Origin of the sequence: Skermanella aerolata KACC 11604 (genome assembly GCF_000936425.1) — a bacterium.
Lineage (GTDB): Bacteria > Pseudomonadota > Alphaproteobacteria > Azospirillales > Azospirillaceae > Skermanella > Skermanella aerolata.
The window spans coordinates 68,862-93,827 of record NZ_AVFK01000007.1; the positions used below are offsets into that span (position 1 = coordinate 68,862).

21 protein-coding genes are annotated in these 24,966 nt (G+C 65.7%); 9 read left to right on the plus strand and 12 right to left on the minus strand.

The features are described from left to right. Positions 1-64 precede the first annotated feature (64 nt). Positions 65-1,096: a Fe(3+) ABC transporter substrate-binding protein gene (locus N826_RS11130; protein ID WP_044428686.1), complete on the plus strand. Its 1,032-nt coding sequence runs from the start codon at positions 65-67 to the stop codon at positions 1,094-1,096. 28 nt (positions 1,097-1,124) lie between these two features. On the opposite strand, the gene N826_RS39875 is transcribed toward N826_RS11130, so the two are convergent. Genes N826_RS39875 through N826_RS42975 form a run of 3 tightly spaced genes read right to left on the minus strand, consistent with a single transcriptional unit; the run spans position 1,125 to position 5,347 of the window. Beyond that, positions 1,125-2,417 carry a GGDEF domain-containing response regulator gene (locus N826_RS39875; protein ID WP_052831038.1) on the minus strand — a complete coding sequence of 431 codons (1,293 nt, stop codon included), beginning with the start codon at positions 2,415-2,417 and terminating at the stop codon, positions 1,125-1,127. A gap of 17 nt (positions 2,418-2,434) precedes the next feature. After that, entirely contained in the window at positions 2,435-2,866 is a 432-nt protein-coding gene (locus N826_RS11140; RefSeq protein WP_147040819.1) for a response regulator, read from the minus strand. Positions 2,867-2,914: 48 nt separating this feature from the next. Then, positions 2,915-5,347, minus strand: coding sequence for a PAS domain S-box protein (locus tag N826_RS42975; RefSeq protein WP_052831040.1), 2,433 nt, complete (start codon positions 5,345-5,347; stop codon positions 2,915-2,917). 319 nt (positions 5,348-5,666) lie between these two features. Here N826_RS42975 and N826_RS39885 point away from each other — a divergent pair, with 319 nt between their 5' ends. Beyond that, positions 5,667-8,459, plus strand: coding sequence for a PAS domain-containing sensor histidine kinase (locus tag N826_RS39885; RefSeq protein ID WP_147040811.1), 2,793 nt, complete (start codon positions 5,667-5,669; stop codon positions 8,457-8,459). A 37-nt stretch (positions 8,460-8,496) separates the two neighbouring features. Here N826_RS39885 and N826_RS11155 read toward each other — a convergent pair whose 3' ends face one another. Together N826_RS11155 and N826_RS11160 are read right to left on the minus strand one after the other, a co-directional pair. Then, positions 8,497-8,757, minus strand: coding sequence for a hypothetical protein (locus N826_RS11155; protein ID WP_044428687.1), 261 nt, complete (start codon positions 8,755-8,757; stop codon positions 8,497-8,499). An 86-nt stretch (positions 8,758-8,843) separates the two neighbouring features. Next, the gene (locus N826_RS11160; protein WP_044428689.1) at positions 8,844-9,833 is read right to left on the minus strand and encodes a 2-hydroxyacid dehydrogenase; all 990 of its coding nucleotides are present in this window, start codon (positions 9,831-9,833) and stop codon (positions 8,844-8,846) included. Positions 9,834-10,022: 189 nt separating this feature from the next. Between N826_RS11160 and N826_RS11165 the strand changes: the two genes are divergently transcribed. Beyond that, entirely contained in the window at positions 10,023-10,559 is a 537-nt protein-coding gene (locus tag N826_RS11165) for an SH3 domain-containing protein (protein WP_084720662.1), read from the plus strand. Between the two features lie 84 nt (positions 10,560-10,643). Here N826_RS11165 and N826_RS11170 read toward each other — a convergent pair whose 3' ends face one another. The 6 genes from N826_RS11170 to N826_RS11195 form a co-directional block, all read right to left on the minus strand. Then, complete coding sequence (locus N826_RS11170) at positions 10,644-12,680, minus strand: methyl-accepting chemotaxis protein (RefSeq protein ID WP_052831044.1); 2,037 nt, start codon at positions 12,678-12,680, stop codon at positions 10,644-10,646. A 175-nt stretch (positions 12,681-12,855) separates the two neighbouring features. Continuing rightward, positions 12,856-13,455: a DUF3501 family protein gene (locus N826_RS11175; RefSeq protein ID WP_044428693.1), complete on the minus strand. Its 600-nt coding sequence runs from the start codon at positions 13,453-13,455 to the stop codon at positions 12,856-12,858. Positions 13,456-13,523: 68 nt separating this feature from the next. Continuing rightward, positions 13,524-14,921: a heterodisulfide reductase-related iron-sulfur binding cluster gene (locus N826_RS11180; RefSeq protein WP_244619631.1), complete on the minus strand. Its 1,398-nt coding sequence runs from the start codon at positions 14,919-14,921 to the stop codon at positions 13,524-13,526. A gap of 120 nt (positions 14,922-15,041) precedes the next feature. Next, a complete protein-coding gene (locus tag N826_RS11185) occupies positions 15,042-15,458 on the minus strand; it encodes a rubrerythrin family protein (RefSeq protein WP_044428695.1) in 417 nt (138 codons plus the stop codon). A 197-nt stretch (positions 15,459-15,655) separates the two neighbouring features. Further along, positions 15,656-16,078, minus strand: coding sequence for an iron response transcriptional regulator IrrA (gene irrA / locus N826_RS11190; RefSeq protein WP_044428697.1), 423 nt, complete (start codon positions 16,076-16,078; stop codon positions 15,656-15,658). Positions 16,079-16,194: 116 nt separating this feature from the next. Continuing rightward, on the minus strand, positions 16,195-18,012 hold the full coding sequence (locus N826_RS11195) for an ABCB family ABC transporter ATP-binding protein/permease (protein ID WP_044428699.1): 1,818 nt from the start codon (positions 18,010-18,012) through the stop codon (positions 16,195-16,197). 117 nt (positions 18,013-18,129) lie between these two features. On the opposite strand from N826_RS11195, the gene N826_RS11200 reads away from it, so the two are divergent. From N826_RS11200 to N826_RS11220, 5 genes are all read left to right on the plus strand, one after another. Next, positions 18,130-18,378, plus strand: a complete 249-nt coding sequence (locus N826_RS11200) for a type II toxin-antitoxin system Phd/YefM family antitoxin (protein ID WP_211099258.1) — start codon at positions 18,130-18,132, stop codon at positions 18,376-18,378. After that, positions 18,378-18,791 carry a type II toxin-antitoxin system VapC family toxin gene (locus N826_RS11205; protein WP_044428701.1) on the plus strand — a complete coding sequence of 138 codons (414 nt, stop codon included), beginning with the start codon at positions 18,378-18,380 and terminating at the stop codon, positions 18,789-18,791. The genes N826_RS11200 and N826_RS11205 overlap by 1 nt, the downstream gene beginning before the upstream one ends. A gap of 129 nt (positions 18,792-18,920) precedes the next feature. Continuing rightward, positions 18,921-20,486 (plus strand): murein biosynthesis integral membrane protein MurJ, encoded by a 1,566-nt coding sequence (murJ, locus tag N826_RS11210; RefSeq protein ID WP_044428704.1) that lies wholly within the window; start codon positions 18,921-18,923, stop codon positions 20,484-20,486. A gap of 64 nt (positions 20,487-20,550) precedes the next feature. Then, positions 20,551-21,549, plus strand: a complete 999-nt coding sequence (gene trpS, locus N826_RS11215) for a tryptophan--tRNA ligase (RefSeq protein ID WP_044428705.1) — start codon at positions 20,551-20,553, stop codon at positions 21,547-21,549. After that, positions 21,549-22,178, plus strand: coding sequence for a pyroglutamyl-peptidase I (locus N826_RS11220; protein WP_044428706.1), 630 nt, complete (start codon positions 21,549-21,551; stop codon positions 22,176-22,178). The genes trpS and N826_RS11220 overlap by 1 nt, the downstream gene beginning before the upstream one ends. 7 nt (positions 22,179-22,185) lie before the next feature. Here the strand turns inward: N826_RS11220 and N826_RS11225 are convergent, their stop codons facing one another. Then, a complete protein-coding gene (locus N826_RS11225; RefSeq protein WP_044428707.1) occupies positions 22,186-24,018 on the minus strand; it encodes an extracellular solute-binding protein in 1,833 nt (610 codons plus the stop codon). A gap of 225 nt (positions 24,019-24,243) precedes the next feature. Between N826_RS11225 and ppa the strand changes: the two genes are divergently transcribed. Continuing rightward, positions 24,244-24,783 carry an inorganic diphosphatase gene (ppa, locus tag N826_RS11230; RefSeq protein WP_044428708.1) on the plus strand — a complete coding sequence of 180 codons (540 nt, stop codon included), beginning with the start codon at positions 24,244-24,246 and terminating at the stop codon, positions 24,781-24,783. The last annotated feature ends 183 nt before the right edge of the window (positions 24,784-24,966 follow it).

Consider the following 24,966-nt stretch of genomic DNA (forward strand, 5'->3'; position numbering starts at 1 on the left):
CTGTGGGGAAGGTGCGCGTCACTGCGAACGCATCTCATTTTCGCCAGCCTGTTGAGGAAACCCGATGAACTTTTTCGCCCGCGGCGCGCTTGCCGCCATTCTGGGTACGGCCGCCATCATGGGCTCGGCCGTCTCCGCTTCCGCAGCCGAGGTCAATGTCTACTCGTCGCGTCACTACGACACCGACAAGTCGCTGTACCAGACCTTCACCCAGCAGACCGGCATCAAGGTCAACATCATCGAGGGCAGAGACGACGAGTTGATCGAGCGCATCCGGACCGAAGCCGGCAACAGCCCGGCCGACATCCTGATCACCGTCGACGCCGGCCGCCTGTGGCGCGCGCAAAACGCCGATATCCTTCAGCCGATCAAGTCCAAGACCCTCGAAGACACCGTGCCGAGCTACCTGCGGGAACCGAGCGGCTTGTGGTTCGGCCTGACCAAGCGCGCCCGCGTCATCATCTACAACAAGGCCGCCGTCAAGCCGTCGGAGCTTTCCACATACGAGGATCTGGCCGATCCGAAGTGGAAGGGCCGCCTGCTGATCCGCTCCTCGACCAACGTCTACAACCAGTCGCTGGCCGGCTCGATCCTGGCGGCCCATGGCGAGAAGGCGACCGAGGAGTGGGCGCGCGGCATCGTCGCCAACCTTGCCCGCCGGCCGCAGGGCGGCGACAGCGACCAGATCCTGGCGGTGGCCGCCGGTGAAGGCGACATCGCGGTCAGCAACACCTATTATTTCGGCCGCATCGCCGGTTCGTCCAAGCCGGAGGACAAGGCCGTCGCCGAGAAGGTCGGCGTGTTCTTCCCCAACCAGAACGACCGCGGCACCCATGTCAACATCAGCGGCGCCGGCGTCCTGAAGAGCGCCCCGAACAAGGACAACGCGGTCAAGTTCCTGGAATACCTCGTCAGCCCGCCGGCCCAGAAGATCTTCGCGGAAGGCAACTACGAGTACCCCGTGTCGACGGTCGCGGAAACCTCGCCGGTGATCGCTTCCTGGGGATCGTTCAAGGAAGACAACCTGAACGCCTCGATCTTCGGCAAGAACAACGAAGAAGCCCTGAAGATCATGGACCGGGCCGGCTGGAAGTAAGAACTTGCCGCCGCACGTCGGGGCAGCGCTACGGCGCCGCCCTCAGCGTGCGGTCGCGTCCTTCAGACTTGGCGCGGTACAGGGCGCGGTCGGCGCGCCCGATGGTCTGCTCCACGCTGGTTTCGGCCGGCTGGCAGCAGGCCACGCCCATGCTGACCGTAAAGCTGAAGGCGATGCCCTCAGCCGCTATTTCAAGATCGGACAGATTGAAACGCACCCGCTCGGCCACCTGGAAGGCGTCTTCGTCGGTGGCATCCGGCAGCAGAAGCGCGAACTCCTCACCGCCGAGCCGGCCGACCAGATCGGTGTCGCGCAGCAGGGAACGGCAACATTTGACCAGCAGGATCAGGGCCGCGTCCCCGGCGGCATGGCCGTGGGTGTCGTTGACGCGCTTGAAGTGGTCGACGTCGAGCATCACCAGCGCCACCGGATTGCCGTAACGTCTCATCCGCGCGAACTCGAAGGCGGCGCGCTCCATGAAGTGACGCCGGTTGGCGGCCCCCGTCAGCGCGTCGGTCAGGGCCAGCCGCCGCAACTCGTCCTCCGCCCGGCGACGCTCGGTGATGTCGCGCACGGTCGCGGTGAACTGGCGGCCCGTGGGAGACGAGAACTGGGAGATCGAAATCTCCGCGGCGAACTCGGTCCCGTCGCTCCGCTTACCGGTAACGGCCGGTCGGTTGGTCATGGCGCGCGAGCCCGTCAGGTCGCGGGCGAAATCCCCAAGGAAACGCCGGTGCTGCTCGAGCACCCGGTCCGGCAGCAGCACGTCGAGCGATTTGCCCAGCACCTCTTCCGCCCGGTAGCCGAACAGCCGCTCCGCCGCCGGGTTGAACAGGGTTATGTCGTATCCCTCGTCGATGACGACGATCCCGTCATGGGCCAGTTCGATGATGCCCTTCAGCCGTTCCTCCGACAGGCGCACCTGCTCCTCCAGCATGCGCCGGGTGATGGCGTAGCGGATCGCCCGCCGGATCGTGCCGCCCTCGAACTGCCCTTTGACCAGAAAGTCCTGGGCACCCGCCTCCACGGCGGCGACGGCGAAATCGGCATCGTCGAAACCGGTCAGGACGATCAGCGGCATGGCTGGCGCCTGGGCGCGGATGCAGGATATGGTCCCGAATCCATGGCTGTCGGGCAGCGACAGGTCGAGCAGCACGACATCGAAGGCCTCTGCGTTCAACCGCTCCCGCGCTTCCCGCATCGATCCCGCGAGGACGATGCCGAACATATCCCCTTCTTCCGCCAGAAGTTCGCGGACCAGCCGGGCGTCGCCGGGATTATCCTCGATCAGGAGGACGCTGATGGACCGCTGCCCGGTCATGCTGTCCTTCCCGATCGTCAGGCCGGCGGCAGCCGGACGGCGGTCAGCCAGAAGTCCTTCAGCAGAGTTATCATCCTGATGAAATCCTCAAGCTCGACCGGCTTGGTGAGGAAACAGTTCGCGTGCCGGTCGTAAGCCCGCTGGACATCGGAATGAACGTCCGATGTCGTCATGATGATGACCGGCAGGCCGGACAGGTCGGCATCGGCCCGGATGTCGTCAAGCACCTCCCAGCCATCCTTGCGCGGCATGTTGAGGTCCAGCAGCAGCAGATCGGGACGCGGCTTGTCCTGGTAGGGCGCCTGGCGGCGCAGGAAGGCCATGGCTTCGACGCCATCCTCCACATGATGGAGCGTCGCGAGGAACTTCCCTTCGCGCATGACCTCCTTCACCAGTCTTGCATCGGCAAGGTTGTCTTCAGCAAGCAGTATGTTCAGGCTAGTTACCATATTGTGCACGCTGAAGCTGCCATTGAATGCAAGGATGGGATGATTAGTTTATAGTGCAGTCGATACTTCGGCAAGTTTTGCGCGAGCCCCGTGGTCTTCCGCCGCAGCAGCCGGCAGTGTGAAGCTGAAAGCGGTTCCCTGGCCCAACTCGGACGATACGGCCATGGCGCCACCGTGACGTTCCACGATCTTCTTGACGATCGCCAGCCCGACGCCGGTGCCGGGATGGGCGCGTTGGGTGTGCAGCCGCTCGAACACCAGGAAGATGCGGTCGAAGTACTGGGCTTCGATCCCTATGCCGTTGTCGCTGACGGTGAACTCCCAGGCCGTCCCCACCGGCCTCACGTCGACCCGGATCACCGGATTGCGATCGGGCGAGCGATACTCGATGGCGTTGGAAAACAGGTTGCGGAAGATTTCCGTGACTTGGCGGGGATCGGCCGGAAGCTGCGGTGCCATGGACGGCATGTCGATCCGCCCGCCACAGGCCTGGAGGGCTTCGGCCAATCCTTCCACCGCCTCGGCGATGCAGGCCGCCGTGTCGGCCAGCGCCACCGGCGGGTCGCTTCGGTCGATCAGCGAATAGCGCAGCAGATCCTGGATCAGGCTCTTCATGCGGACGCTGCTGTCGACGATGAAGCCGATGAAGTCGTCGGCATCCGCGTCCAACTGTCCCTTGTAGCGGCGGGACAGCAGATGGGCGTAGCTGACCATGATGCGGAGCGGCTCCTGCAGGTCATGGGCCGCCACCTCGGCGAAGCGCGCCAGTTCGACGTTGGACCGCTCCAGCTTCTCGACCGTGCGCCGCAGCCGGTTCTCGATCTCCTTCTGGTTCGTGATATCCTGGGAAGCGCCGCGGAAACCCGTGAAACGGCCGTCGGCATGCCGGATCGGTATCCCGCTGCCCCATAGCCAGACCGTGCGCCCGTCCTGGGCGATGCAGCGGAACTCCTCGTGGTGGAATGCCTTGGCAGTGCCGGGAGCACTGCGGAGCAGCGCCGTCATGCGGGCTCCGTCCTCCGGCGCCATCAGGTCCACCATCGGGCAGTGCAGCAGTTCGGCGGGGCTGTGCCCCAGGACCGCGTGGACCCGGTCGCTGACGAAGGTGTAGCGGCCATCCACGTCGGTTTCCCAGATGAACTCGCCCGCCATCCCGACGATGTCGAGGAAGCGGCGGTTGCTCTCCCGCAGGCTGCTTTCGATCTCGATCCGCTGGGAAAGGTCGTGGGTGACGACAGAAAATCCCAGCAGCCGGCCGGCCTCGCCTTCCCGGATCGCCGCGATCGTCGTCGTGCCGAGAAACCGGGTCCCGTCCTTGCGCCGGTGCCAGCGCTCCACCGCGTACCGGCCCTGCTCGCGCGCTACCGAGATCTCCGCCTCCGGCATGCCGCCGGTGGCGTCGGACGGAAAGAACAGGGAATAGGACTGGCCGATCACCTCTTCCGCCGCGTACCCCTTGATCCGGCGGGCGCCGTTGCTCCAGCTCTCGACGGTGCCGTCCGGTGCCAGCATGTAGATGGCATAGTCCTCCACGCTGTCCACCAGAAGCGATTGGCGGCGCTCGCCGACCAGGATGTTTTCGCGCGCGGCGGCGACTTCGCGCCGCAGATGCACAGGGTCACGCACCAGTCTCCAGGCGGCGAAACCGCAGACCGCCGCCAGCATCGCCCCAAGCACCCGCAGGGTCGTGGCATAGGGTGCGCCCTGCGGCCATCCTCCCCGCGGGATGGCGCCCAGCTGCCATGTCCCGTTGGGCAGCACGATGTCGGTCAGCACGGGTCCGTCGGCGAACAGGTCCGGCCGGCCCAGGAACACCTCTCCGGATGCACCCAGTCCGTCCCGCCCGCGCATGGCGAACTCGATCGCCGTGTCCGAGCCGTCCGCGAGACCCGCCTCGCGAAAGACGGTCGAGACGTCCACGATGATGACGGCCAGCCCCCAGACCTTGCCGGCTCCCGCCCGGTTTCCGGAACCGGCATCCGGCGGAGAAGCGGCGTCGGGCAGGATCACGGGAAGACGGCCGATGATCGCCTCTCCTCCCTGGAGAAGGGACAGGGGTCCCTGGATCAGGAACCGGCGTTTCCCGATGACTTCTAGGATGGCGCCCCGGCGGTTGGGATCGGCCAGCAGGTCGTGGCCGATCGCCTGCTCGTTGCCGGCCAGCGGGTAGAAGTGGGTGGCGACGGCGTTGCGGGCGAGCGCCAAGCCGCGGACGCCGGGAACGCCCTCGGCGGCGGCGCCCGCCGCATCCTCGAACTCGGTCTGGGTCAGTTCGGGGTTGCTGCGCACCAGTGCGACAAGGCTGCGAACCAGGAACAGGCGCGCATTCAGCGCCTGCTCGATCCTGGCGCGGGTAGCGGCCGCGTGTTCAGTCACCGTGGCGACGTTCTGTTCGGCGTAGCGGCGGCCTTCGGATGCGTCCAGGACCACGACGCCGCCCAGAACAACGGCGATGACGACCACGGCCGCGATTGCCGGCATGAGTCTCTGCCACCAGCCCGGTTTCATGACGCGGTACCGCCACGCGGACCGGACATGCGCAGGGAAGGGCCGCACCGAACCGAAGCTTTCATCGACTGCCCATGCGCATCGCCATCGTGGAACACCATTGCCCAGCCATTCGTCAGCCGCTGACCGTCAGGCCGATCCGCGCATCGTGACGGATGATCCGTTACAGAACTATAACGAGTGGCTTACCCACTCACCCGCGACCTATTGTCCGGGCCGGTGGCGCCCTGCCCCCGAAAAGGTCCAGTATCCGCGGAACGGCGCAATCGCCGCGTACCGACCGGGCCGAATCGTGTCTATATCCAATTACTCACCCGCATACGGACAACCCGCCACCTCCCGCCAGATCGTGGTCCTGGGCGTCGTGTTCGCTCTCGTCGTCGCCGGCCTGATAGCCTTCAACCTGATACTGGAGCGCGTATCGCTGCTCGACGACCTGAACAAGGACGTCAGGGCGCTGGCCCAGGTGCATGCCGGGCAGGCGGAACGGGAGATCAGGGTCTATGACGCACTGCTCGGTATGCTGGCGGAGCGGGTTCGGCGGGGCGACGGCTTCGGCGACCTGATCCCGCGGCTTCAATCGTTCGATGCGGCCTTGGTGGAGGCCCGCGTCATCGAGCCTTGCGTCGCGGCTGCGCGGGCGAACTGCCCGGCGCCGCTTATCCGGATGCCCGGCAAGGGAATGTCCGGCGCGGGGATGCCGGGGCTTGTCATGGATGCGCTGCCCGGCGCCGGGCCGGGAACGAAAATCCTGATCGCACGGCGTCTCGATCCGGAGGCCGGGACGGCGCCGGACGGAAGCGGCGACCGCATGATCGCGCTGACCCTCGATCTCGGCGGGCTGGCCCGGGGGCTTCAGGGAACGATGGATACGCTGGACCTGTCGGTGGCGTTCGCTCCCGGCGCCATCGCGGACGACGGTGCCGGCGATGCCGGCCCCGGTCTCGGCGGCGACCGGGCCGGCGCGACCGTTCGCGTCTCGAACCTGCCGCTTGCCGTCAGCGTGAGCATGCCCGTCCACAAGGAGATGGAACTCTGGCGGCACCACGTGGCCACCGGAGCGGCACTGGCCGCCATCCTGGCGGCCGGAATCGCGGGGGCGGTCCGGATACTTCTGTGGCTGTCGGACAGGCAGCACGAGGCGATCGCCCGCGTCTACCGGAGCGAGCGGGCGCTTTCGGAAGAGGTTTCGCTTCAGCAGTCGCTGATCGACGCGATCCCGCTGCCGCTGTCGATGCGCAACGAGAAGGGCATCTTCATCCGCTGCAACCGCGCCTTCCTGGAACTGACGCTGCGCCGGCGGGACGAGGTCCTGGGCCGGACCTCGGCGGAACTGTTCGGACGGGAAACCGCCGTGGAGTTCGACCAGGGCATCGAAGAGGCGCTGACCCGCTCGACCCCGATCCGGTTCGAGATGTCGCTGACCGACGCGATCGGAGCCAGACGCGACGTGAACATCTACCGGTCCGCCCACCGACATGCCGACGGAGTGGGGGTCACCATCGTCAGCGTCACCGTGGACGAGACGGAGCGCCGGCGGGTCGAGTCGGCGCTGCGGGAAAGCGAGGAGCGCTTCCATTTGGCGGTCCAGGGAAGCAACGACGGGATCTGGGACTGGGACCTGCGGACCGGCCGGATCTGGTTCTCGGCGCGCTGGAAGGAGATGCTGGGGTACGGGGAAGACGAACTCGAGGATACCCTCGATATGTGGGCGGGCGTGATCTTCGAGGAAGACAGGATCGCGGCCTTGAAGCTGGTGGAGGACTACAACCTGGGGCGGGTGCCGAACTTCCTGGCGACCCAGCGGTTCCACCACAGGCAGGGTCATACCTGCTACATCCTGAGCCGCGCCGTCCATCTGAAGGACGAGAACGGCGTGCCGATACGCCTGGTCGGCGCCCATACCGACATAACGGAGATGAAGAGGATCGAGGCGTCGGTCCGCGACCAGGTGGTCTTCCTGTCCACGCTGCTCGACACCATCCCAAGCCCGATCTACTACAAGAACGCCGACGGGGTCTATATCGGCTGCAATCGCGCCTTCGCCGCGATCCACGGCGTCAGCGTCGGCCAAGTGGTCGGCCGCCGTCCCGGCGACCTGATGAAACCGGAGACGGCGGCGCTGGACGACAATGCCGACGCCTGCCTGATGGCGATCCAGGACGCTTTCCAAGTCTACGAGACCCAGCTCGACTTCGCCGATGGCAGCCGCCACGACGTCCTTTATTCCAAGGCGCTTTTCCGCCAGTCCAGCGGCGAAGTCGGCGGCTTGGTCGGCGTCATGACCGACACCACCGACCGGACCCGGCATGAGCAGGAGATCGCCGATGCCCACCGGCGCATGGCGCGGCAGGCGGAGGATCTCAAGCGCTCCAACGCGGAGCTGGAACAGTTCGCCTATGTCGCGTCGCACGACCTGCGGGAACCGCTCCGCATGGTCAACAGCTACCTGTCGCTGCTCCAGCGGCGCTATGGCGACAAGCTCGACGACGACGCGAAGGAATTCATCGGCTTCGCCCGCGACGGCGGAGTGCGGATGGACCGGCTGATCCTGGACCTGCTGGAATATTCACGGGTCGGCCGGCGCAGCAAGCCGATGGCTCCGACGCCGTTGAACGAGGTGGTCGCGAGCGCCTGCCACAATCTGGAAGTCGCCATCGGCGAGCGCGGCACGATCCTCCGCGTGCCCGGCGACCTGCCGACCGTGCAGGCCGACAGCAACGAACTGACCCGGCTGCTTCAGAACCTGATCGGCAATGCCATCAAGTACTGTGCGGCGGACACGGTTCCGGAAATCTCGGTCGATTGGGCGGACGAGCCGGAGCACTGGCGCATTTCCGTCCGCGACAACGGCCTCGGCATCGCGCCGGAGCATTTCGAACGCGTATTCATGGTGTTTCAGCGGCTGCACGGCCGGGGTGAATACGAGGGCACCGGCATCGGTCTGGCGATCTGCCGGAAGATCGTGGAACACCACGGCGGCAGGATCTGGCTGACTTCGGAGCCGGGCAAGGGCAGCACCTTCCACTTCACGCTGGCGAAGCAGGTGGCCGAAAGGCAGGCGGCGGAAACGCAGGCGGCCTGATGCCGGCGGCGCCTGGAGTTGGGCAGCCGCGGGCCGGTCATGGGTCCCGGTAGTTCAGCAGGTCGTGCTTCACCGATTTCCAGACCATCGACAGCATATAGATGAAGGCGAAGCCGACGATGTTGAGCACCAGCACCACGGCGATCATGCCGAGCATGGATTGCTGGTCCAGGAACATCCGCAGGGTTCCGTCGAGGTGAAGGACGATCAGGACGGCGACGCTGCCGCCGACGATGCCCAGCGGCAGCAGCACTTTCAGCAGAACGGTCCGCAGGGTCTTGTGAGGGCGCCGGTCCATGGTCCGCTGCTCCCGGTATCGTGACGCCTGGAGATCAGGCGGGTGCCCGGCGTGCCGGACACCCCTGATATAGGCGGCAGGGCGCCTCAGAACATCGCTTCGAGCACGCGGTCCGGCGGTGCGTGGCCGTCGATGAAGGTCTTGATGTTGATGATGACCTTCTCGCCCATGTCGATCCGGCCTTCGATCGTCGCTGAGCCCATGTGCGGCAGCAGCACGACATTGTCGAGCGTCAGCAGCTTGGGGTTGACGGCGGGCTCGTGCTCGAACACGTCAAGCCCGGCGCCGGCCAGCTCGCCCTTCTGGAGCATGCGGGTCAGAGCGTTCTCGTCGACCACTTCGCCGCGCGACGTGTTGACGATGTAGCAGTGCGGCCGGAGAAGCTGAAGCCGGCGGGCCGACAGCAGATGGTACGTCGCCGGGGTGTGCGGGCAGTTGATGGACAGGATGTCCATCCGCGCCAGCATCTGGTCCAGGCTTTCCCAGTAGGTCGCTTCCAGCTCGCCCTCGATCTCCGGATGGACGCGGCGGCGGTTGTGGTAGTGGATCGACAGGCCGAAGCCGCGCGCCCGCTTGGCGAGCGCCTGACCGATCCGGCCGAGGCCGACGATGCCCAGGCGCTTGCCCCAGATGCGGTGCCCCAGCATCGTGGTCGGACCCCAGCCCTTCCAGTCGCCGGAACGGACCAGCCGCTCGCCTTCCGACAAGCGGCGCGACACGGCGAGCAGCAGCGCCATGGTCATATCCGCCGTGTCCTCCGTCAGGACGCCGGGAGTGTTGGTGACGGTAATGCCGCGCTGGCGCGCGGTCTTCAGGTCGATGTGATCGACGCCGGTGCCGAACGAGGCGATCAGGCGCAGGTTGGGGCCGGCTTGGGACAGCAGGCGCGCGTCGATCCTGTCGGTCACGGTGGGAACCAGGACGTCGGCGGTCTTGACGGCCTCGATCAGTTCCGACGGGCCGGGCGGCGTGTCGTCGTGATTGAGGCGGGTATCGAACAGCTCCATCATCCGCGTCTCGATGACGTCCGGCAGCTTGCGCGTGACGACTACGACGGGCTTTTTCTTCTCGGGCATCGTACCGGATCTCCCTGGCGGCTTCCCCTTGCCATACCAAGGCCCATGGCATCTTGTCCAGCGGCACCGGTGCCCGGTGACCACCTCTTAACGGACTTGCTATAGATTAGGCGATCCCGATCGGCCATACCGCTGCCACATTGAGTGACTAGCCCCTTCGTTGGGCTTACCAGACCAGAGTTCGCGTCCATGATCCTTGCCGCCCGTATCGGCATTCTCGCCTTTTGCCTGACCGTCCTGCCGTACGCCTTCACCGGCATGCCGTCCTCCCAAGCCCAGGAGTCGGAGTCGGTCCCCGGCATGGCCCCGCCCACGGGCCTGCCCGTCCCGCGCTTCGTCTCGCTGCGCTCGGCCGAGGTCAACGTCAGGACGGGTCCCGGCACCCGCTATCCGGTGGAATGGGTGTTCGTCAAACGCGACATCCCGGTCGAAATCACGGCCGAGTTCGATACCTGGCGGCGCATCCGCGACTGGGAGGGCACCGAAGGCTGGGTCCACCAGAGCATGCTGTCGGGCAAGCGCGCGATCATGGTGCTGGGCGATGTCCGCACCCTGCGCCGGTCGGCCGGCGACAGCGCCGGCGGACTGGCCAAGGTCGAGCCGGGGGTCGCCGGCAAGCTGCTGCACTGCCAGACCAACTGGTGCGAGGTCAATGTCGGCGGCTATCGCGGCTGGCTCCAGAAGTCGGAGTTCTGGGGCGTCTACCCAGCGGAGACGGTCGAGTAGTTTCACGGAAGGGAGATCGCGGCTGCCTCCGGCAAAGGGGCGGCAAATGGCCGCACGGGCGACTTGCCTGCGGCCATCGGCCGGTCAGGCCGCTTGCTCGATCGGTTGCAATCCTTCGGTAAGCTTCAGGAAATGCTGGTGGAACGCGGCGGCCTGGGTTTCGTCCAGGTCGAACTTGACATGGACGGCTCCGGCGTGGGCGTCCCGCACCCGGAACGGCAGGGCCATCGGTACGCCGTCGATGGACAAGGTGCCGGCGGTGCCGGGCGCCAAGTCCAGCGCGCCGTCGATCATGGCGCCGCCTTCCGACATGTTGGAGATCTTGACGGCGGTATCCAGTGCCGCGGCGCGCAGCTGCCCCTGGCGATCCACCGCGAAGCGTGGCTTCCGGCGCCGGTCGACCTCCTCGGTCGAGGTACGGACGGCCCGGACCAGGGCTTGCTTCAGGGTTTCGATGCTGGACGCGACCTCGCCGGCCAGCACCCTGACCTCGTCGGCCCGCTCTCCGGTCTTGCCGGCTTCGGCCGACACCTCGGCGATCTGGTGCGTCACTTCGCGCGCGGCGCCGGCGGTCTGTACGACGTTGCGGGAAATTTCTCCGGTAGCGGCCGCCTGCTCCTTGATCGCAGCGGCGATCGAATTCGCCACCTGATCCATCTCAACGATCCGGCCGCCGGTCTCCTCGACGGAGCTGACGACCGTCCCGGTAACCTGCTCGATCTCGCCGATGATCCGGCTGATCTCCTCGGTCGACCTGCTTGTCTGGGTGGCGAGGTTCTTGACCTCGCCGGCGACGATGGCGAATCCCTTGCCGGCCTCGCCGGCCCGCGCCGCCTCGATCGTGGCGTTGAGCGCCAGCAGATTGGTCTGGCTGGCGATGTCCTGGATCAGGTGCGCCACGTCGCCGATCCGGTCCACCGCCGCCGACAGGGAGGAAATGGCTGTTTTGGTCCGGCCGCTGGTCTCCACGGCCGCGTGGGAGATGCTGCTGGCGCTCGCCACCTGGGTCCCGATCTCGGCGATCGATGCCGCCAGCTGGTCCGCCGCCGCCGCGACCTGCTCGGCGTTGCTCAGCGCCTGGGCGGCTGCGGCGGACACGCTCTGCGACCGCGCGCTGACGAGCACCGCCGACGATGCCATTCCCTGGGCGTTGCCGTCCATGTCTCCGGTTCGCCGCGCCAGGGCTTCGACCGATTGCGTCATCTCGCGCTCGACCCGGTCCGCCATTTCGGCCAGGGCACGGCGGCGGTTGCCGTCTGCCTCGTCGCGCTGCCGGTCGCCCTCCGCCCGCAGCCTTTCGTTCTCGCGCGCCTGGGTACGGAAGATCTCCAGCGCGCTGGCCATGGCGCCGATCTCGTCCCGCCGGCCCGATCCCGTGATCCTGACGTCCAGGACGCCGTGGCTCATGGCGCCCATGGCTGCGGTCATGTCCTGCAACGGACGGATGACGCCGCGCCGGACCATCAGGGTGATCGAAGCGCCCAGCACGATGCCGACCGCTCCAAGGACGACCATGAACGACACCAGCCAGCGGGCTTCACGTGAAACAGTCCGCAACTGGTCCAGCAGATCGGCGGTAGCCCTGTTCGAGGCGTCCGTCGTCAGCGTCACCAGGTTGTCGAGTTCCTCGTTCAGCCGTTCCGCGACCGTGTCGAAGTCGCCCATGATCCTGTTGCCCCCTGCCGGGCCTTCGGCGACATAGACTTGCGCCATGCGGTTGCCCAGGGCGTAGTAGGGTGGAAAAGTAAGGCTGACGACCTGGAGCGCTTCTACGGCTTCGGGCAGATTCATGGCGCGGGCAAGCTCTTCCGCTTCAGCGACGGCGGCCTCGAAGCCGTCCGCCGCCTGGTCGGCCTCGTCATAGCCGTCGTCCAGTCCGTCCAGCCCGCGTGTCGCGGAGATATCCGTCAGCCACTGCTGCACCTGCACGACCTCGATCTGGATCGTCTTGATCAGCGTGACGAGCCGGATGCCCTGGACGGCGGCAAGCTCTGCCGCCTTCTCAGATCTTTCGATCCTGTCTTCCTGGTTCCTGGTGAAGACGAACATGCTGCCGGCCGCCGCCAGCAGCATGGCGACGAAAAGGAGATTGGCGAACGTGATCCGGAAATTGATCGTCATTGGAACGTGATCCCGCAAAGAGCCTACGGCGCTGGCATGGTCGGGCCATCAAGGGATTTCCCACACTCGATGCTCTTCCAGCATGACTCCGGTGCAACGTCATGGTGTTTCAGGGCAAAATAAATACAATAAATCTTAAAAGTTCGTGACATACACTAATCATATGGGTGCCGGATTACTGAAAATCCCTGGCAAGCTCGCTGCGGACCGCTTCCGGCAATATCGCCATATGCCCGTACTGCTCGTGCCCAATGCCCAGTATCACCTGCATACCCTCCTTCCGGAACTTCACGATCTGAGCCGGCGTCAGGGTGAAGTGGAGGAAATGGACGCTCGAGGCCTTTCCGGCCTCGCTGGTGCGTTCGACATCCCGTTCCGGTTCGGCGATGGCCGTCTCACCGGCGAATTGCAGGCTGATCGTGTTCTCGACGCCGCCCAGCCGGTTCAGCAGAGCGGCCCGCCGGACCGGGTCGTCGATCTCGAACATCAGGGTTGCGACCAGTTCTTCGCCCTTGGGGATCAGCGGGTTGTAGGCGAGGAGTTCGCCGGCGATCTGCTCCTCCCCGCCTTTCTCGATGCGCAGCATCTCGTGGATCTGGAGCCACATGGTATCGTAGCTCTCGAAATGGAAAGTCGCCGAAGGCCCGACGGATACCCGGCGGTTCTTCTTGACCGCCACCATCTCCCGGCGCTTGTCCGCCCTGATCCGGGCGTAGTCTTCCATCGACAGGATGTCGGCGCGGCTGAGTACGGTCCTGGCGGGTGCCGTCGTCATGGTGCAGTCCTCTCTCTGGTCTCTATTGGGGCCGGCCTCTATGGGAATTCCGAGCCTCGCCGTCAGCCTCAGCCGGCAAGTCCGTAGGCGCGGGCGAAGATTTCGATCGGGTGCAAAGTCTCGAATTCGGCGGGAGGCTGCGGCGCATCCTTGCCCAGCCGCTCCATCCCTTGGGCGATATGGGCGCCGGCGAGCGGGCATTCGGATGCGACGAAAGCCTTGGACTGCTTCAGCGCCTGGGTCGCCACCGGTTTCCCGATCTTCAGCGCCACCTCGTAGTTTTCCGTCATAATTCCCCACGAACCGCCATGGCCGGAGCAGCGCTCCACCACCTTGACGTCCGGCGCCTTGCCATCGACGCCCGGGATCAGCCGCAGCATCTCCGCCGCCTTGGGACCCATGTTCTGAGCCCTGGCGTGGCAGGCAAGGTGCAGGGTGACGCCGCCGGGAAGGGGCTTCAATCCTGGCGCCAGTCCGGCGTTCCGGGCGATGTCCACGACATACTGGCTGATGTCGAAGGCGTGGGCCGCGAGTTTTTCGACGGATGTCCGATGCGGTGCGTCCTTCGGCACGATCAGCGGCCACTCGAACTTCAGCATCAGGGCACAGCTCGGCACCAGGGCTATCACATCGTAACCCCGGTCGATCCAGCCGGCCAGTTCCCCCGCTACCTTGGCGGCGCGGTCCGAGACGGCGGCCAGATCGCCCTGCTCCAGTTGCGGCATGCCGCAGCAGGCGGGATAGACCACTTCCGTCTCGACCCCGTTATGGGCCAGCACGGCTCGGGCGGCGGTGCCGATGGACGGGTTGTTGTAGTTGACGAAGCAGGTGGCGTAGAGCACCGCCTTGCGTCCGAAGGCCGGCGCCTTTCGGTTCGGCGTCAGTCCATCGGATTCGGCCCGCAGCGCGAAGGTCTTGCTGTGAAATCTCGGCAGATGGGCGTCGCGGTGGACCCCGGCGACCGCTTCCAGCGCCGGGCGGGTCAGCATATTGCCGGTGTCCGACGCCCAGTTGGCGACCGGGGCGGCAAGAGCCGCCAGCTTGCCGTTGCGGTCGGTCTTCGTAAGCTCCCGGATCGCCAGCGGCGTCCTGCCCTTGCGGTGTTCTATCGCGCGGTAGCGCAGCATCAGGTGCGGGAAGTCGAGATCGAAGTCGTGTGGCGGCACATAAGGGCACTTCGTCATGAAGCACAGGTCGCACAGCGTGCAGGCATCCACCACGGGTTTGAACCGGTCCGAACCCACGTCATGCAGTTCGCCGGATTCGGTGGCGTCGATCATGTCGAACAGCCGGGGAAAGCTGTCGCACAGGTTGAAGCAGCGCCGGCAGCCGTGACACAGGTCGAAGACCCGGCGCAGTTCGGCGTCGAGCTTTCCCTCGTCGTAGAAATCGGGATTCCGCCAATCGACCGGATGGCGGGTGGGAGCCTTTAGGCTGCCTTCGGATATCGTACAGGTTTCGGACATGACTGACCGCCCTCACTTTTGCACCAGAAGCGCCGGGCAAAGGAAGTCCTTCAAGGGCCTGCCCCGGCGGCAGGCCCCCTTAATCGGCGCGGCTGGTTGTCTAAGGACGGACCGGAACGCTCAATTGAGCTGGTCGAGCGCCTTCTGGAAGCGGCCGGCGTGGGACTTTTCAGCCTTGGCGAGGGTCTCGAACCAGTCGGCGACCTCGTCGAAGCCTTCTTCGCGGGCAGTCCGCGCGAAGCCCGGATACATGTCGGTGTATTCGTGGGTTTCGCCGGCGATGGAGGCGGCCAGGTTCAACTCGGTGTTGCCGATCGGCAGTCCGGTGGCGGGGTCGCCGACTTCTTCCAGGAATTCCAGATGGCCGTGGGCATGGCCGGTTTCGCCTTCGGCGGTCGAGCGGAACACGGCGGCGACATCGTTGTAGCCTTCGACATCGGCCTTCTGTGCGAAATAGAGATAGCGGCGATTGGCTTGGCTTTCGCCGGCGAAGGCAGCCTTCAAATTCTGCTCGGTCTTGCTACCTGAGAGTGACATAGCTTCCTCCTCGGTTACGAAACGGTTCTTAATATGGACCGCATGATTGCCTTGCGGTACCGTTCCGTAACTTTTATGCGCCAGGAGGACAATAAGAGTCAATTAATTTAGAAATATTCTAAAATGTTTTCTTTCTGATTATTCGTAACACTTACTAATTTAATTTTGCGAAAGGATCTGGCCGACAAAAGGTCTTGTCAGGCTTCCTCGGGCGCCAGCCGGATGATCACGTCGACCCGCGCCACCCGCGTCCCGGCGGGAGCAGCCGGAAAATGCGCGACGGTCACGCTCTCACCAGGAATGTCCTGGAGGTTGCCGTTGCCCTCGAAGAAGAAATGATGATGGTCGGAGGTATTGGTGTCGAAATACGACCGGCCGGCTTCGACCACGACTTCGCGCAGCAGTCCAGCGTCGGTGAACTGGTGCAGCGTATTGTAGACCGTCGCCAGCGACACCTGCACCTCGGCATCGACCGCCTCCGCATGCAGTTGCTCGGCCGTGATATGCCGGTCGACCTTGTCGAACAGCAGGCGCGCCAAGGCAAGCCGCTGGCGTGTCGGACGAAGGCCGGCCTGTTGCAGCCGGTCCAGTGCATGCTTGAAGGGTCGTGTTCCAGTCATGGCCCTGCATATGGTAGCGGTTGAGGCATGAAAAAAGGTGCCCACAAATTCGTCAGAAATATTTAGAACGAATCCAGGCGCATGTTCAAGCTTTTGACAATAACAGGGCGAATTGTTCAATCCGCCGCTTCCCGGTCGGCCTGCTGACGCGCCCATAGGGCGGCATAGGCGCCGCCCCGGTTGAGCAGGGCCGCGTGGCTGCCGCGCTCGGCGATGCATCCATCCTCCAGCACCAGGATCTCGTCGGCGTGGACGATGGTGGAAAGCCGGTGGGCGATTACCAGCGTCGTGGTGCCCCGGCTGACTTCCCGCAGGCTCCGCTGGATGGCAAGCTCGGTATGGCTGTCCAGGGCCGAGGTCGCCTCGTCGAACAGGAACAGGCGCGGGCGCTTCAGGATGGCGCGGGCGATGGCGACGCGCTGCTTCTCGCCGCCCGACAGCTTCAAGCCGCGCTCCCCGACCATCGTTTCGTAGCCGTCGGGCAGGCTGGCGATGAAGTCGTGGATCTGGGCCTGCCGCGCCGCCTGCTCGATCTCCTCCGTGGAGGCGCTGGGCCGGCCGAACGCCAGATTGTAGAGGATCGTGTCGTTGAACAGCACGGCGTCCTGCGGCACCACCGCGATCGCCTCGCGCAGGCTTGCCTGGGTGACGGCGCCGATATCGGCGCCGTCCAGCGTGATGCGGCCCGATGTCGGATCGTAGAAGCGGAACAGCAGGCGGCCGATGGTGGACTTGCCGGCCCCGCTCGGCCCGACGATCGCGAGCGTGCGGCCGGGCGGGACTTCGAACGACACGTCGTTCAGGACCGGCCGGCGCGGATCGTAGGCGAAGTCAACATCTTCGAACCGCAGACGCCCCGGTCCCTTCGGCAGGCTGCCGGCTCCTGCCGCGTCCGCCACCTCGGCCGGCTGGTCGAGCAGGGTCAGCATCTGCTCGACATCGGTTAGCGACTGCTTGATGGAGCGGTAGAGCTGGCCCAGCCGGTCGAGCGGCCGGATAAGCTGAAGCAGGTAGGTATTGACCAGCACGAAGTCGCCGACGGTCATGGCGCCCCCTGCCACCTTGGACGCCGCCAGCAGGATCATCGCGGTCAGCCCCACGCCCAGGATGGAGACCTGGAGGATGCCGGTCAGGCTGCGCCACATCATGGCGTTGACGGTCAGCCGCTCGACTTCCTGGAGGGCGCCGTCGTAGCGGTCGGCGATGTGGCGCTCGTTGCCAAAATACTTGACCGTCTCGTAGTTCAGCAGGCTGTCCACCGCCTTGCCGTGCGCCTCCGCCCCCTCGGCGACGGCGCGGCGCTGGCGGCGGCGCAGCCGTTCCGACCCGATGACGAGGCAGAAGCCGTAGAGCGTCAGCGTAACCAATATGATGCCGGTGAAGGCCGGGCTGAAGGCGCCCAGCAGAACGGCGCAGATGATCGCGATCTCGGCCAGCAGCGGGAGGATCAGGAACACCACGTCGAACAGCAGCTCGCGGATGCCGCGCATGCCGTTGTCGAGCACCCGGCTGATCTGTCCGGTGCGCCGTGCCAGATGGAAGCGCAGGCTGAGTTCATGGACGTGGCGGAACACCGCCATGCCCATGTGCCGCTGCATCCGCTGCTCGATCGGCCCGTACATGGCCCAGCGCAGCTCATTGAAGACCTTGGCCAGCCACTGCATCGCGCCATAGGCCAGCAGCAGCGCCACGGGAACGGCGATCGCCGCCTGACCGGGTGTGGAGATCCGATCGACCGCATGGGCGAACAGGATGGGAACCACGGCGTTCAGCACGGCCGTCAGGCACAGCAAGACCATCGACAGCACCAGCCGCACCCGCAGTCCGCGGTCGTCACGCGGCCACAGGAACGGCAGCATCAGCCTGAAGATTCGGGCATCGACGGAGGGTAATGCTGGAGCGTCGGAAGGTCGTTCGTTCAGGATGCGCGGCATGGTTGGAAGCTGGGGTGCGGGAGGCGGGATGGCAATGCCCTTGGGCGGTAGCGGAATTGGAGTTGGTCCTTGGATGAGGCTGGTATAGTCTGGTTGGCGACTGGTTGAACAAGGGGTATGTCCACCATGACGAGCATAGGTGCATTCGAAGCGAAGACTCACTTCGCGAGCTTGCTGGAACGTGTCGCACAAGGTGAGCAGATAACGATCACCCGGCATGGCACTCCGGTAGCAAAAATCGTTCCGATCGGCGGACCAGACCGAAACCTGATCGAGCATGCCATCGCCCGTATCAAGGAGTTCGGCAAAGGCCAGACGCTCGGCGGGTTGTCGGTTCGTGAGCTTCGGGATGAAGGCCGCCGCTGATGTCTTTCGTCCTGGACGTGTCGGTTACCCTGGCATGGTGCTTTCACGATGAGGCAACGGCAGCGACAGCGGAGGTGCTGGACCGATTGAGGACCGAGGAAGCCTTCGTCCCGTCGCTCTGGCATCTTGAGGTCACGAATGTCCTGACGCTTGCCGAACGGAAGAACAGGATTGCCGTAGCAAGGACGTCCGAGTTCGTCGCGTTGCTGAATACGCTGCCGATCACCGTAGATGAGGAAACTCCGTTCCGGGCTTTTACCGAGATATTGGGATTGGTTCGAGCCGAATGCTTGACCAGCTATGACGCGGCCTACCTCGAGCTTGCAATGCGACTAGGCATCCCGCTGGCGACGAAGGACAATGCCTTGCGAAAAGCGGCGGCCAAATTGGGAGTCGAAGTACTGGGCGTATGAAGACCTGCATCCTGAGTTTATCTTGGACATCCCGTGCTCGCTAATCTTGTCCTTGCCCGGCCCCAATCAGGCGACCGGCTCTTCGGCGGCCTTCCCCCAGCCCGCGATCTCGGCTAAATCCCTTCCATCATGAGTTTCGCGCACGCTATCGCCACCGTCGGCGGACTGACCATGCTGAGCCGGGTGGCGGGGTTCGCCCGCGACATCCTGACCGCCGCCATCCTGGGGGCGGGGCCGGTCGCCGACGCCTTCTTCGTGGCGCTCAAGCTGCCCAACTTCTTCCGCCGGCTGTTCGCCGAGGGGGCCTTCACCGTCTCCTTCGTCCCGCTGTTCTCGGCGGAACTCCAGCGGAACGGCCGCAGGGCGGCGCAGGGTTTCGCGGAAGAGGCGCTGGCGGTCATGGTGACGGTGCTGCTGCCTTTCGTCATCGCAATGGTCGCGGCCATGCCCTGGCTGATGCACGCGCTGGCGCCCGGCTTCGCCGATGAACCCGCGAAATTCGCGCTTGCCGTGGATTTCGCCCGCATGACCTTTCCCTACCTGCTGCTGGTCTCGCTGGTGGCGCTGCTGGGCGGGGTGCTCAATTCGCTCGACCGCTTCGGACCTTTCGCCGCAGCCCCGATCGCCTTCAACCTGACCCTGATCGCGGCGCTGCTGGTGGCGCGGGAGGCGGGAATGCCCGCCGGTCTCGTCATGTCGCAGGCGGTGACGGTGGCGGGGGTCGTGCAACTGGTCTGGCTGGCGGCGTCCTGCCGGGCGGCGGGGATCGGCCTTCGCCTCCGACTGCCGCGCCTGACGCCCGGCGTCAAGAAGCTGATGGTGCTGATGGTGCCGGGGGCGATCGGCACCGGGGTCATGCAGATCAACCTGTTCATCAATATCGTGCTGGCGTCCCTGCTGCCGTCCGGCGCCGTCTCGTTCCTCTATTATGCCGACCGGCTCAACCAGTTGCCGCTGGGGGTGATCGGCATCGCCATCGGGACTGCCCTGCTGCCGGTCCTGTCGCGCCATGTCGCCGGCGGCGACCATGGCGCGGTGCGCCATTTCCTCAGCCGCGCGCTGGAATTTTCGCTGATGCTGGGGCTGCCGGCAGCCGTCGCCCTGCTGATAACCGCCCATCCGATCATCCATGTCCTGTTCGAGCGCGGCGCCTTCGGTCCTGATGAGACTTCCGCCACCGCGCAGGCGCTGGCGGCCTATGCCATCGGCATTCCCGCCTTCGTGATCGTCAAGGTGCTGAGCGCCGCCTTCTTCGCCCGTCAGGATACCGGAACGCCGGTCCGGGTCGCGATAGCGGTGACCCTGACCAATGCCGCGCTGGGGCTGGCGCTGATCCAGCCGCTCGGCCATGTCGGGATAGCACTGGCGACGGGCGTCACCGCCTGGATGAACGCGGTCCTGCTGGGCTGGCTGCTCCACCGGCAAGGTAACTTCCAGATCGATGACCGGCTGCGCCGCCGCGCTCCCCGTTTGCTGGCGGCCGGGCTGGTCATGGGGGTGGCGCTCCAGGCCGCGTCATGGCTGCTGGCGCCGTGGCTGGACGGACCGATGTTGATCAGGACGACGGCGCTGACGGCCTTGGTCGGCATCGGCGCCATCGTCTATTTCGCCGTCGCCCACGGTATCGGCGGCGTCCGGCTGGGGGAGATCGGCATTCTGCTGAAGCGCGCACCGGAACCGCCCGGCGCCGCTTGACCGGCCCCGCCGCAGAGGGGATAACAGCGCGGCCATCCTCTCAGGGTATATTCGGAGACGACCAGTGAACCGCATCTTCTCGGGCATGCAGCCGACCCGCCAATTGCATCTGGGCAACTACCTGGGGGCACTGCGCAACTGGGTCGCCTTGCAGGACCAGTTCGAGAGCATCTTCTGCATCGTCGACCTGCATGCCCTGACGCTGCCGCAGGACCCCGCCGTCCTGCTGTCGAATACGCGGGAAGTGACGGCGGCCTATATCGCCGCCGGCATCGATCCCGACCGCTGCATCATCTTCAATCAGGCGGCGGTCGCGGCCCATTCCGAACTGGCCTGGATCCTGTCCTGCCATACCCCGATGGGCTGGCTGAACCGGATGACCCAGTTCAAGGAGAAGGCCGGCAAGCACCGGGAGAACGCGGCCCTCGGCCTCTACGCCTATCCGGTCCTGATGGCCGCCGACATCCTGGTCTACAAGGCGACCCATGTGCCGGTCGGCGAGGACCAGAAGCAGCACCTGGAGCTGGCGCGCGACATCGCCGGCGCCTTCAACCGGCACTACGGCAACGACTTCTTCCCGCTGCCCGAGCCGCAGATCCTGGGCGAGGCGACCCGCGTCATGTCGCTGCGCGACGGCTCCAAGAAGATGAGCAAGTCGGACGAATCCGACTATTCGCGCATCAACCTGACCGACGACGCCGACACCATCGCGCTCAAGGTCCGCAAGGCCAAGACCGATCCGGAGCCGCTGCCGGAAGCGGTCGAGGAGTTGGAGAAGCGGCCCGAGGCCGACAACCTCGTCACGATCTACTCGGCCCTGGCCGGGACCTCCCGTCAGGACACGCTGGGGCAGTTCGCCGGTCAGCAGTTCAGTGCCTTCAAGGGCAATCTGGTCGATCTGGCGGTGGCGAAGCTGGCGCCGATCAGCACGGAGATGAACCGCCTGATGTCCGACGTCGGCGAGATCGACCGCATCCTGCGGCATGGCGCCGACAAGGCGAGCGCCATCGCCTCCGCCAACCTGTCGGACATCAAGGACATCATCGGCCTCCTGCGTCCGTGATGCGCATCCTCGTCACCGGTTTCGAGCGGTTCGGTCCCAACGACCTGAACCCGACCGCGCTGCTGATGGACCGGCTGGCGGACCGACAGGGCGTTATCGCCACCGTCCTGCCGGTCGAGTACCACACCAGCGTAAAGCGGTTCGAAGCCCTGCTGGACGAGCACCGCCCGGTTGCGGCGGTCGCCTTCGGCCTTGCCCGCTCCTTCGACCGGATAAGGGTGGAGCGGGTGGCGCTGAACCTGGACGAGGCCACCGTGCCGGACAACGCCGGCGTGCTCCGCTGCGGCCTGCGGATCGTGGAGGACGGGCCGGTCGGCTACTGGTCCACCCTGCCGGTGGACCGCCTGATCGATGCCCTGGATCACGCGGGAGTGCCGGTCGCCGCCAGCGGCCATGCCGGAGGCTACGTCTGCAACCATCTGTTCTACGGCGTCCACCACGCCCTGGAACGGCGTGGCTGGCCGCTGCCGATGGGCTTCGTCCATGTGCCGCCGCTGCCGGAGCAGGTCGCCGGGGAGCCGGGACGGACCGGCCTCGCCCTGGACGAAATCGAGCGTGCGGCGCACATCGTTCTGGATGAACTTCTGATTGACTTGCCCACCGGCCGGGACCTTGGCCCGGCCGCCTGACCGACCGTCACTCCGCCATCCACCACGCATCGATCACCATCCCGTAGACGGGCGTTACCGCCGGCCGCTTCAACCCGGACCAATAGGCGACATGGTCCGCCGTCAGGTGGAAGAGCGGGATGACGTAGTGTCCCCAGGTCAACGCCCGGTCGAGCGCCCGTGCGCGGGCGACCAGATCGTCGCGGTCCACGGCCGTCGCCAGGCTGTTCGCCAGGGCATCGACGGCCGGGCTCCGGATGCCGGGATAGTTGCGGCTGCCTTCCCAGGCCGCCGCCTCGCTTCCCCAGTAGTAGATCTGTTCGTTGCCGGGCGACAGGGTCGAGGTCCAGCGGTTCAACGTCATGTCGAAGTCGAAGGACTCCAGCCGCGCCTGATACTGGGCGCTGTCGACCGTCCGCACCTTCGCCGTCACCCCGATCCGCTGTAGCGCCCGCGCGAACTCCAGGGCGACCTTCTCGTCGCTTGCCGAAACCAGCAGGATCTCGAACTCGAACGCCGCCCCACCGGCGTCGCGCAACTGTCCGTCGCGGACGGTCCACCCCGCCTTCGCCAGCAGGTCCTGCGCTTTCCGCAGGTTGCCGCGCAGGCCGGCCGGTCCGCTGCCGTCGGTGGCGGGCGGGACATAGGCGGGGCCGAAGACTTGCCACGGCAGGGTGTCCCGGAACGGTTCCAGCACCTTCAGTTCGGCGGCGCCGGGCGGGCCGGACGCCGCCAGTTCCGAATTGGGATAGTAGCTGGCGGTCCGCCGGTAGGCGCCGTGGAACAGCGTCCTGTTCATCCAGTCGAAGTCGAGCGCGTAGCCCAGCGCCTCCCGGACGGTGCGGTCGGCGAAATGCGGACGGCGGGTGTTGAAGATCAAGGCCCGCATCGGCTCGGGCCGGCCATGGGGCAGCAATTCCAGCGTGACCCTGCCGTCGCGCGCCGCCGGGAAATCGTAGCCGGTCGCCCATTTGGCCGGATCGGTTTCGCGACGGAAATCGTAGGCCCCGGCCTTGAACGCCTCCAGCGCCACCCCGTCGTCGCGGTAGTAGTCGTAGCGTATCTCGGCAAAATTGTACTGCCCGCGGTTGACGGCCAGATCGCGGCCCCAGTAGTCCGGCACCCGTTCGTACACGATCGACCGGCCCGGCTCGAACCGCGCGACGCGGTAGGGACCGCTGCCAAGCAGCGGTTCCAGCGTCGTCCGGTCGAACTCGCGCGTTGTCCAGGCATGTTCCGGCAGGATCGGCATCAGCCCCATGATCAGCGGCATCTCGCGGTCGCCCGGCGCATCGGGGTCGGCGGATGCCTTGGCCGACGGCTTGAAGGTGAACCGGATCCCGCGCTCGCCGGTCCGTTCGGCGCGCTCGACCTTGCCGTAGTAGCTGCGGTGGTTGGGCCGCCCATGGTCGCGGAGCGTGCGCCAGGAGAACAGCACGTCGGCCGGCGTGATCGGAACGCCGTCGTGCCAGCGGGCATTCGGGCGCAGAGTGAACTCCACCCAGGAGCGGTCGTCCGGGACCGTGATCGATTCGGCGATCAGGCCGTAGAGCGAGAACGGCTCGTCCCAGCTCCGCTGCATCAGGCTTTCGGAGACGTAGCCCAGCCCCAGCGCCGCCCGCCCCCGGACGATGAAGGGGTTGAGCGTATCGAAGGTCCCGACGGCCGCATTGCGGAAGACCCCGCCCTTGGGTGCCGACGGATCGGCATAGTCGAAATGGCTGAAACCGGGGGCGTAGCGGGGCTGCCCGTGCATGGCGATGCCATGGGCCGGCTGCGGTTCCGCCGCGCCGCTGACAGCGGGCGACGCGCAAAGGACTGCGATAGAAACGAAAAGGACGCGGAGGAAGGCACGGGACATGGCTTTGTTCATAGGCTTGGAGTGTCCGTACAGGGATGCCTATATGCAAGCCGGTTCGACGGAAAGGCCGCGGACGGAAGAGACCGTGACAATCCGCCTATTTGCAAGTCTGGCTCAATTGTGATCTTTACCCTAAACTCCGACGCGCGCCCGGCGGATGCCGTTGGCGCGGCCGGGACTGCGCGCCAAAAGGGGCGTAACCGATCGGAACCGAGGGAAAAGTTCATGGATATCTCGAAGATCCCAGTGGGCCAGAATGCACCGTGGGACGTCAACGTCATCATTGAAATTCCGATGGGCGGCGAGCCGATCAAGTACGAAGTGGACAAGGCCAGCGGCGCCCTGTTCGTCGACCGCTTCCTGCACACCGCGATGTATTATCCGTGCAACTACGGCTTCCTGCCGCATACCCTGTCCGACGACGGTGACCCGTGCGACATGCTGGTAGTCGGCCGCCGGCCGATCCAGCCCGGCGCCGTCCTGCGGTCGCGGCCGATCGGCGTGCTGATCATGGAAGACGAAGCCGGCCTGGACGAAAAGGTCCTGGCGGTGCCCGTCAACAAGCTTCACCCGTTCTACAGCGACGTCCAGTCGTACAAGGACCTGCCGGAGATCCTGCTGGACCAGATCGCCCACTTCTTCCAGCACTACAAGGACCTGGAAAAGGGCAAGTGGGTCAAGATCAAGCGCTGGGGCGACGCCGAAGAGGCCGCCAAGATCATCCAGGCTTCGATCGACAAGTACGGCCAAGGCTCCGCCGAATAGGACCGGCGAACCGGATGACGGGATCGGATCGCACCTGTCCCCATTTCCCGGCCGGCGGCGACGCCGGCCGTTCGCTTTTTCGACAACCCGGCGCCGTCTTCACCGGGGCGTAATACCGCACCCGACTGTAACGGCCCTTAATTGTTCCTATGTCTTTCGAAGAGTATGGTGCGCCGCATCATC

Excerpts from the sequence above, each read along its gene's own strand:
- N826_RS11130 (WP_044428686.1), top strand. The coding sequence starts at position 65 with ATGAACTTTTTCGCCCGCGGCGCGCTTGCCGCCATTCTGGGTACGGCC.
- N826_RS39875 (WP_052831038.1), bottom strand. The coding sequence starts at position 2,417 with ATGACCGGGCAGCGGTCCATCAGCGTCCTCCTGATCGAGGATAATCCC.
- N826_RS11140 (WP_147040819.1), bottom strand. The coding sequence starts at position 2,866 with ATGGTAACTAGCCTGAACATACTGCTTGCTGAAGACAACCTTGCCGAT.
- N826_RS42975 (WP_052831040.1), bottom strand. The coding sequence starts at position 5,347 with ATGCCGGCAATCGCGGCCGTGGTCGTCATCGCCGTTGTTCTGGGCGGC.
- N826_RS11155 (WP_044428687.1), bottom strand. The coding sequence starts at position 8,757 with ATGGACCGGCGCCCTCACAAGACCCTGCGGACCGTTCTGCTGAAAGTG.
- N826_RS11160 (WP_044428689.1), bottom strand. The coding sequence starts at position 9,833 with ATGCCCGAGAAGAAAAAGCCCGTCGTAGTCGTCACGCGCAAGCTGCCG.
- N826_RS11165 (WP_084720662.1), top strand. The coding sequence starts at position 10,023 with ATGATCCTTGCCGCCCGTATCGGCATTCTCGCCTTTTGCCTGACCGTC.
- N826_RS11170 (WP_052831044.1), bottom strand. The coding sequence starts at position 12,680 with ATGACGATCAATTTCCGGATCACGTTCGCCAATCTCCTTTTCGTCGCC.
- N826_RS11175 (WP_044428693.1), bottom strand. The coding sequence starts at position 13,455 with ATGACGACGGCACCCGCCAGGACCGTACTCAGCCGCGCCGACATCCTG.
- N826_RS11180 (WP_244619631.1), bottom strand. The coding sequence starts at position 14,921 with ATGTCCGAAACCTGTACGATATCCGAAGGCAGCCTAAAGGCTCCCACC.
- N826_RS11185 (WP_044428695.1), bottom strand. The coding sequence starts at position 15,458 with ATGTCACTCTCAGGTAGCAAGACCGAGCAGAATTTGAAGGCTGCCTTC.
- irrA (WP_044428697.1), bottom strand. The coding sequence starts at position 16,078 with ATGACTGGAACACGACCCTTCAAGCATGCACTGGACCGGCTGCAACAG.
- N826_RS11195 (WP_044428699.1), bottom strand. The coding sequence starts at position 18,012 with ATGCCGCGCATCCTGAACGAACGACCTTCCGACGCTCCAGCATTACCC.
- N826_RS11200 (WP_211099258.1), top strand. The coding sequence starts at position 18,130 with ATGTCCACCATGACGAGCATAGGTGCATTCGAAGCGAAGACTCACTTC.
- N826_RS11205 (WP_044428701.1), top strand. The coding sequence starts at position 18,378 with ATGTCTTTCGTCCTGGACGTGTCGGTTACCCTGGCATGGTGCTTTCAC.
- murJ (WP_044428704.1), top strand. The coding sequence starts at position 18,921 with ATGAGTTTCGCGCACGCTATCGCCACCGTCGGCGGACTGACCATGCTG.
- N826_RS11220 (WP_044428706.1), top strand. The coding sequence starts at position 21,549 with ATGCGCATCCTCGTCACCGGTTTCGAGCGGTTCGGTCCCAACGACCTG.
- N826_RS11225 (WP_044428707.1), bottom strand. The coding sequence starts at position 24,018 with ATGTCCCGTGCCTTCCTCCGCGTCCTTTTCGTTTCTATCGCAGTCCTT.
- ppa (WP_044428708.1), top strand. The coding sequence starts at position 24,244 with ATGGATATCTCGAAGATCCCAGTGGGCCAGAATGCACCGTGGGACGTC.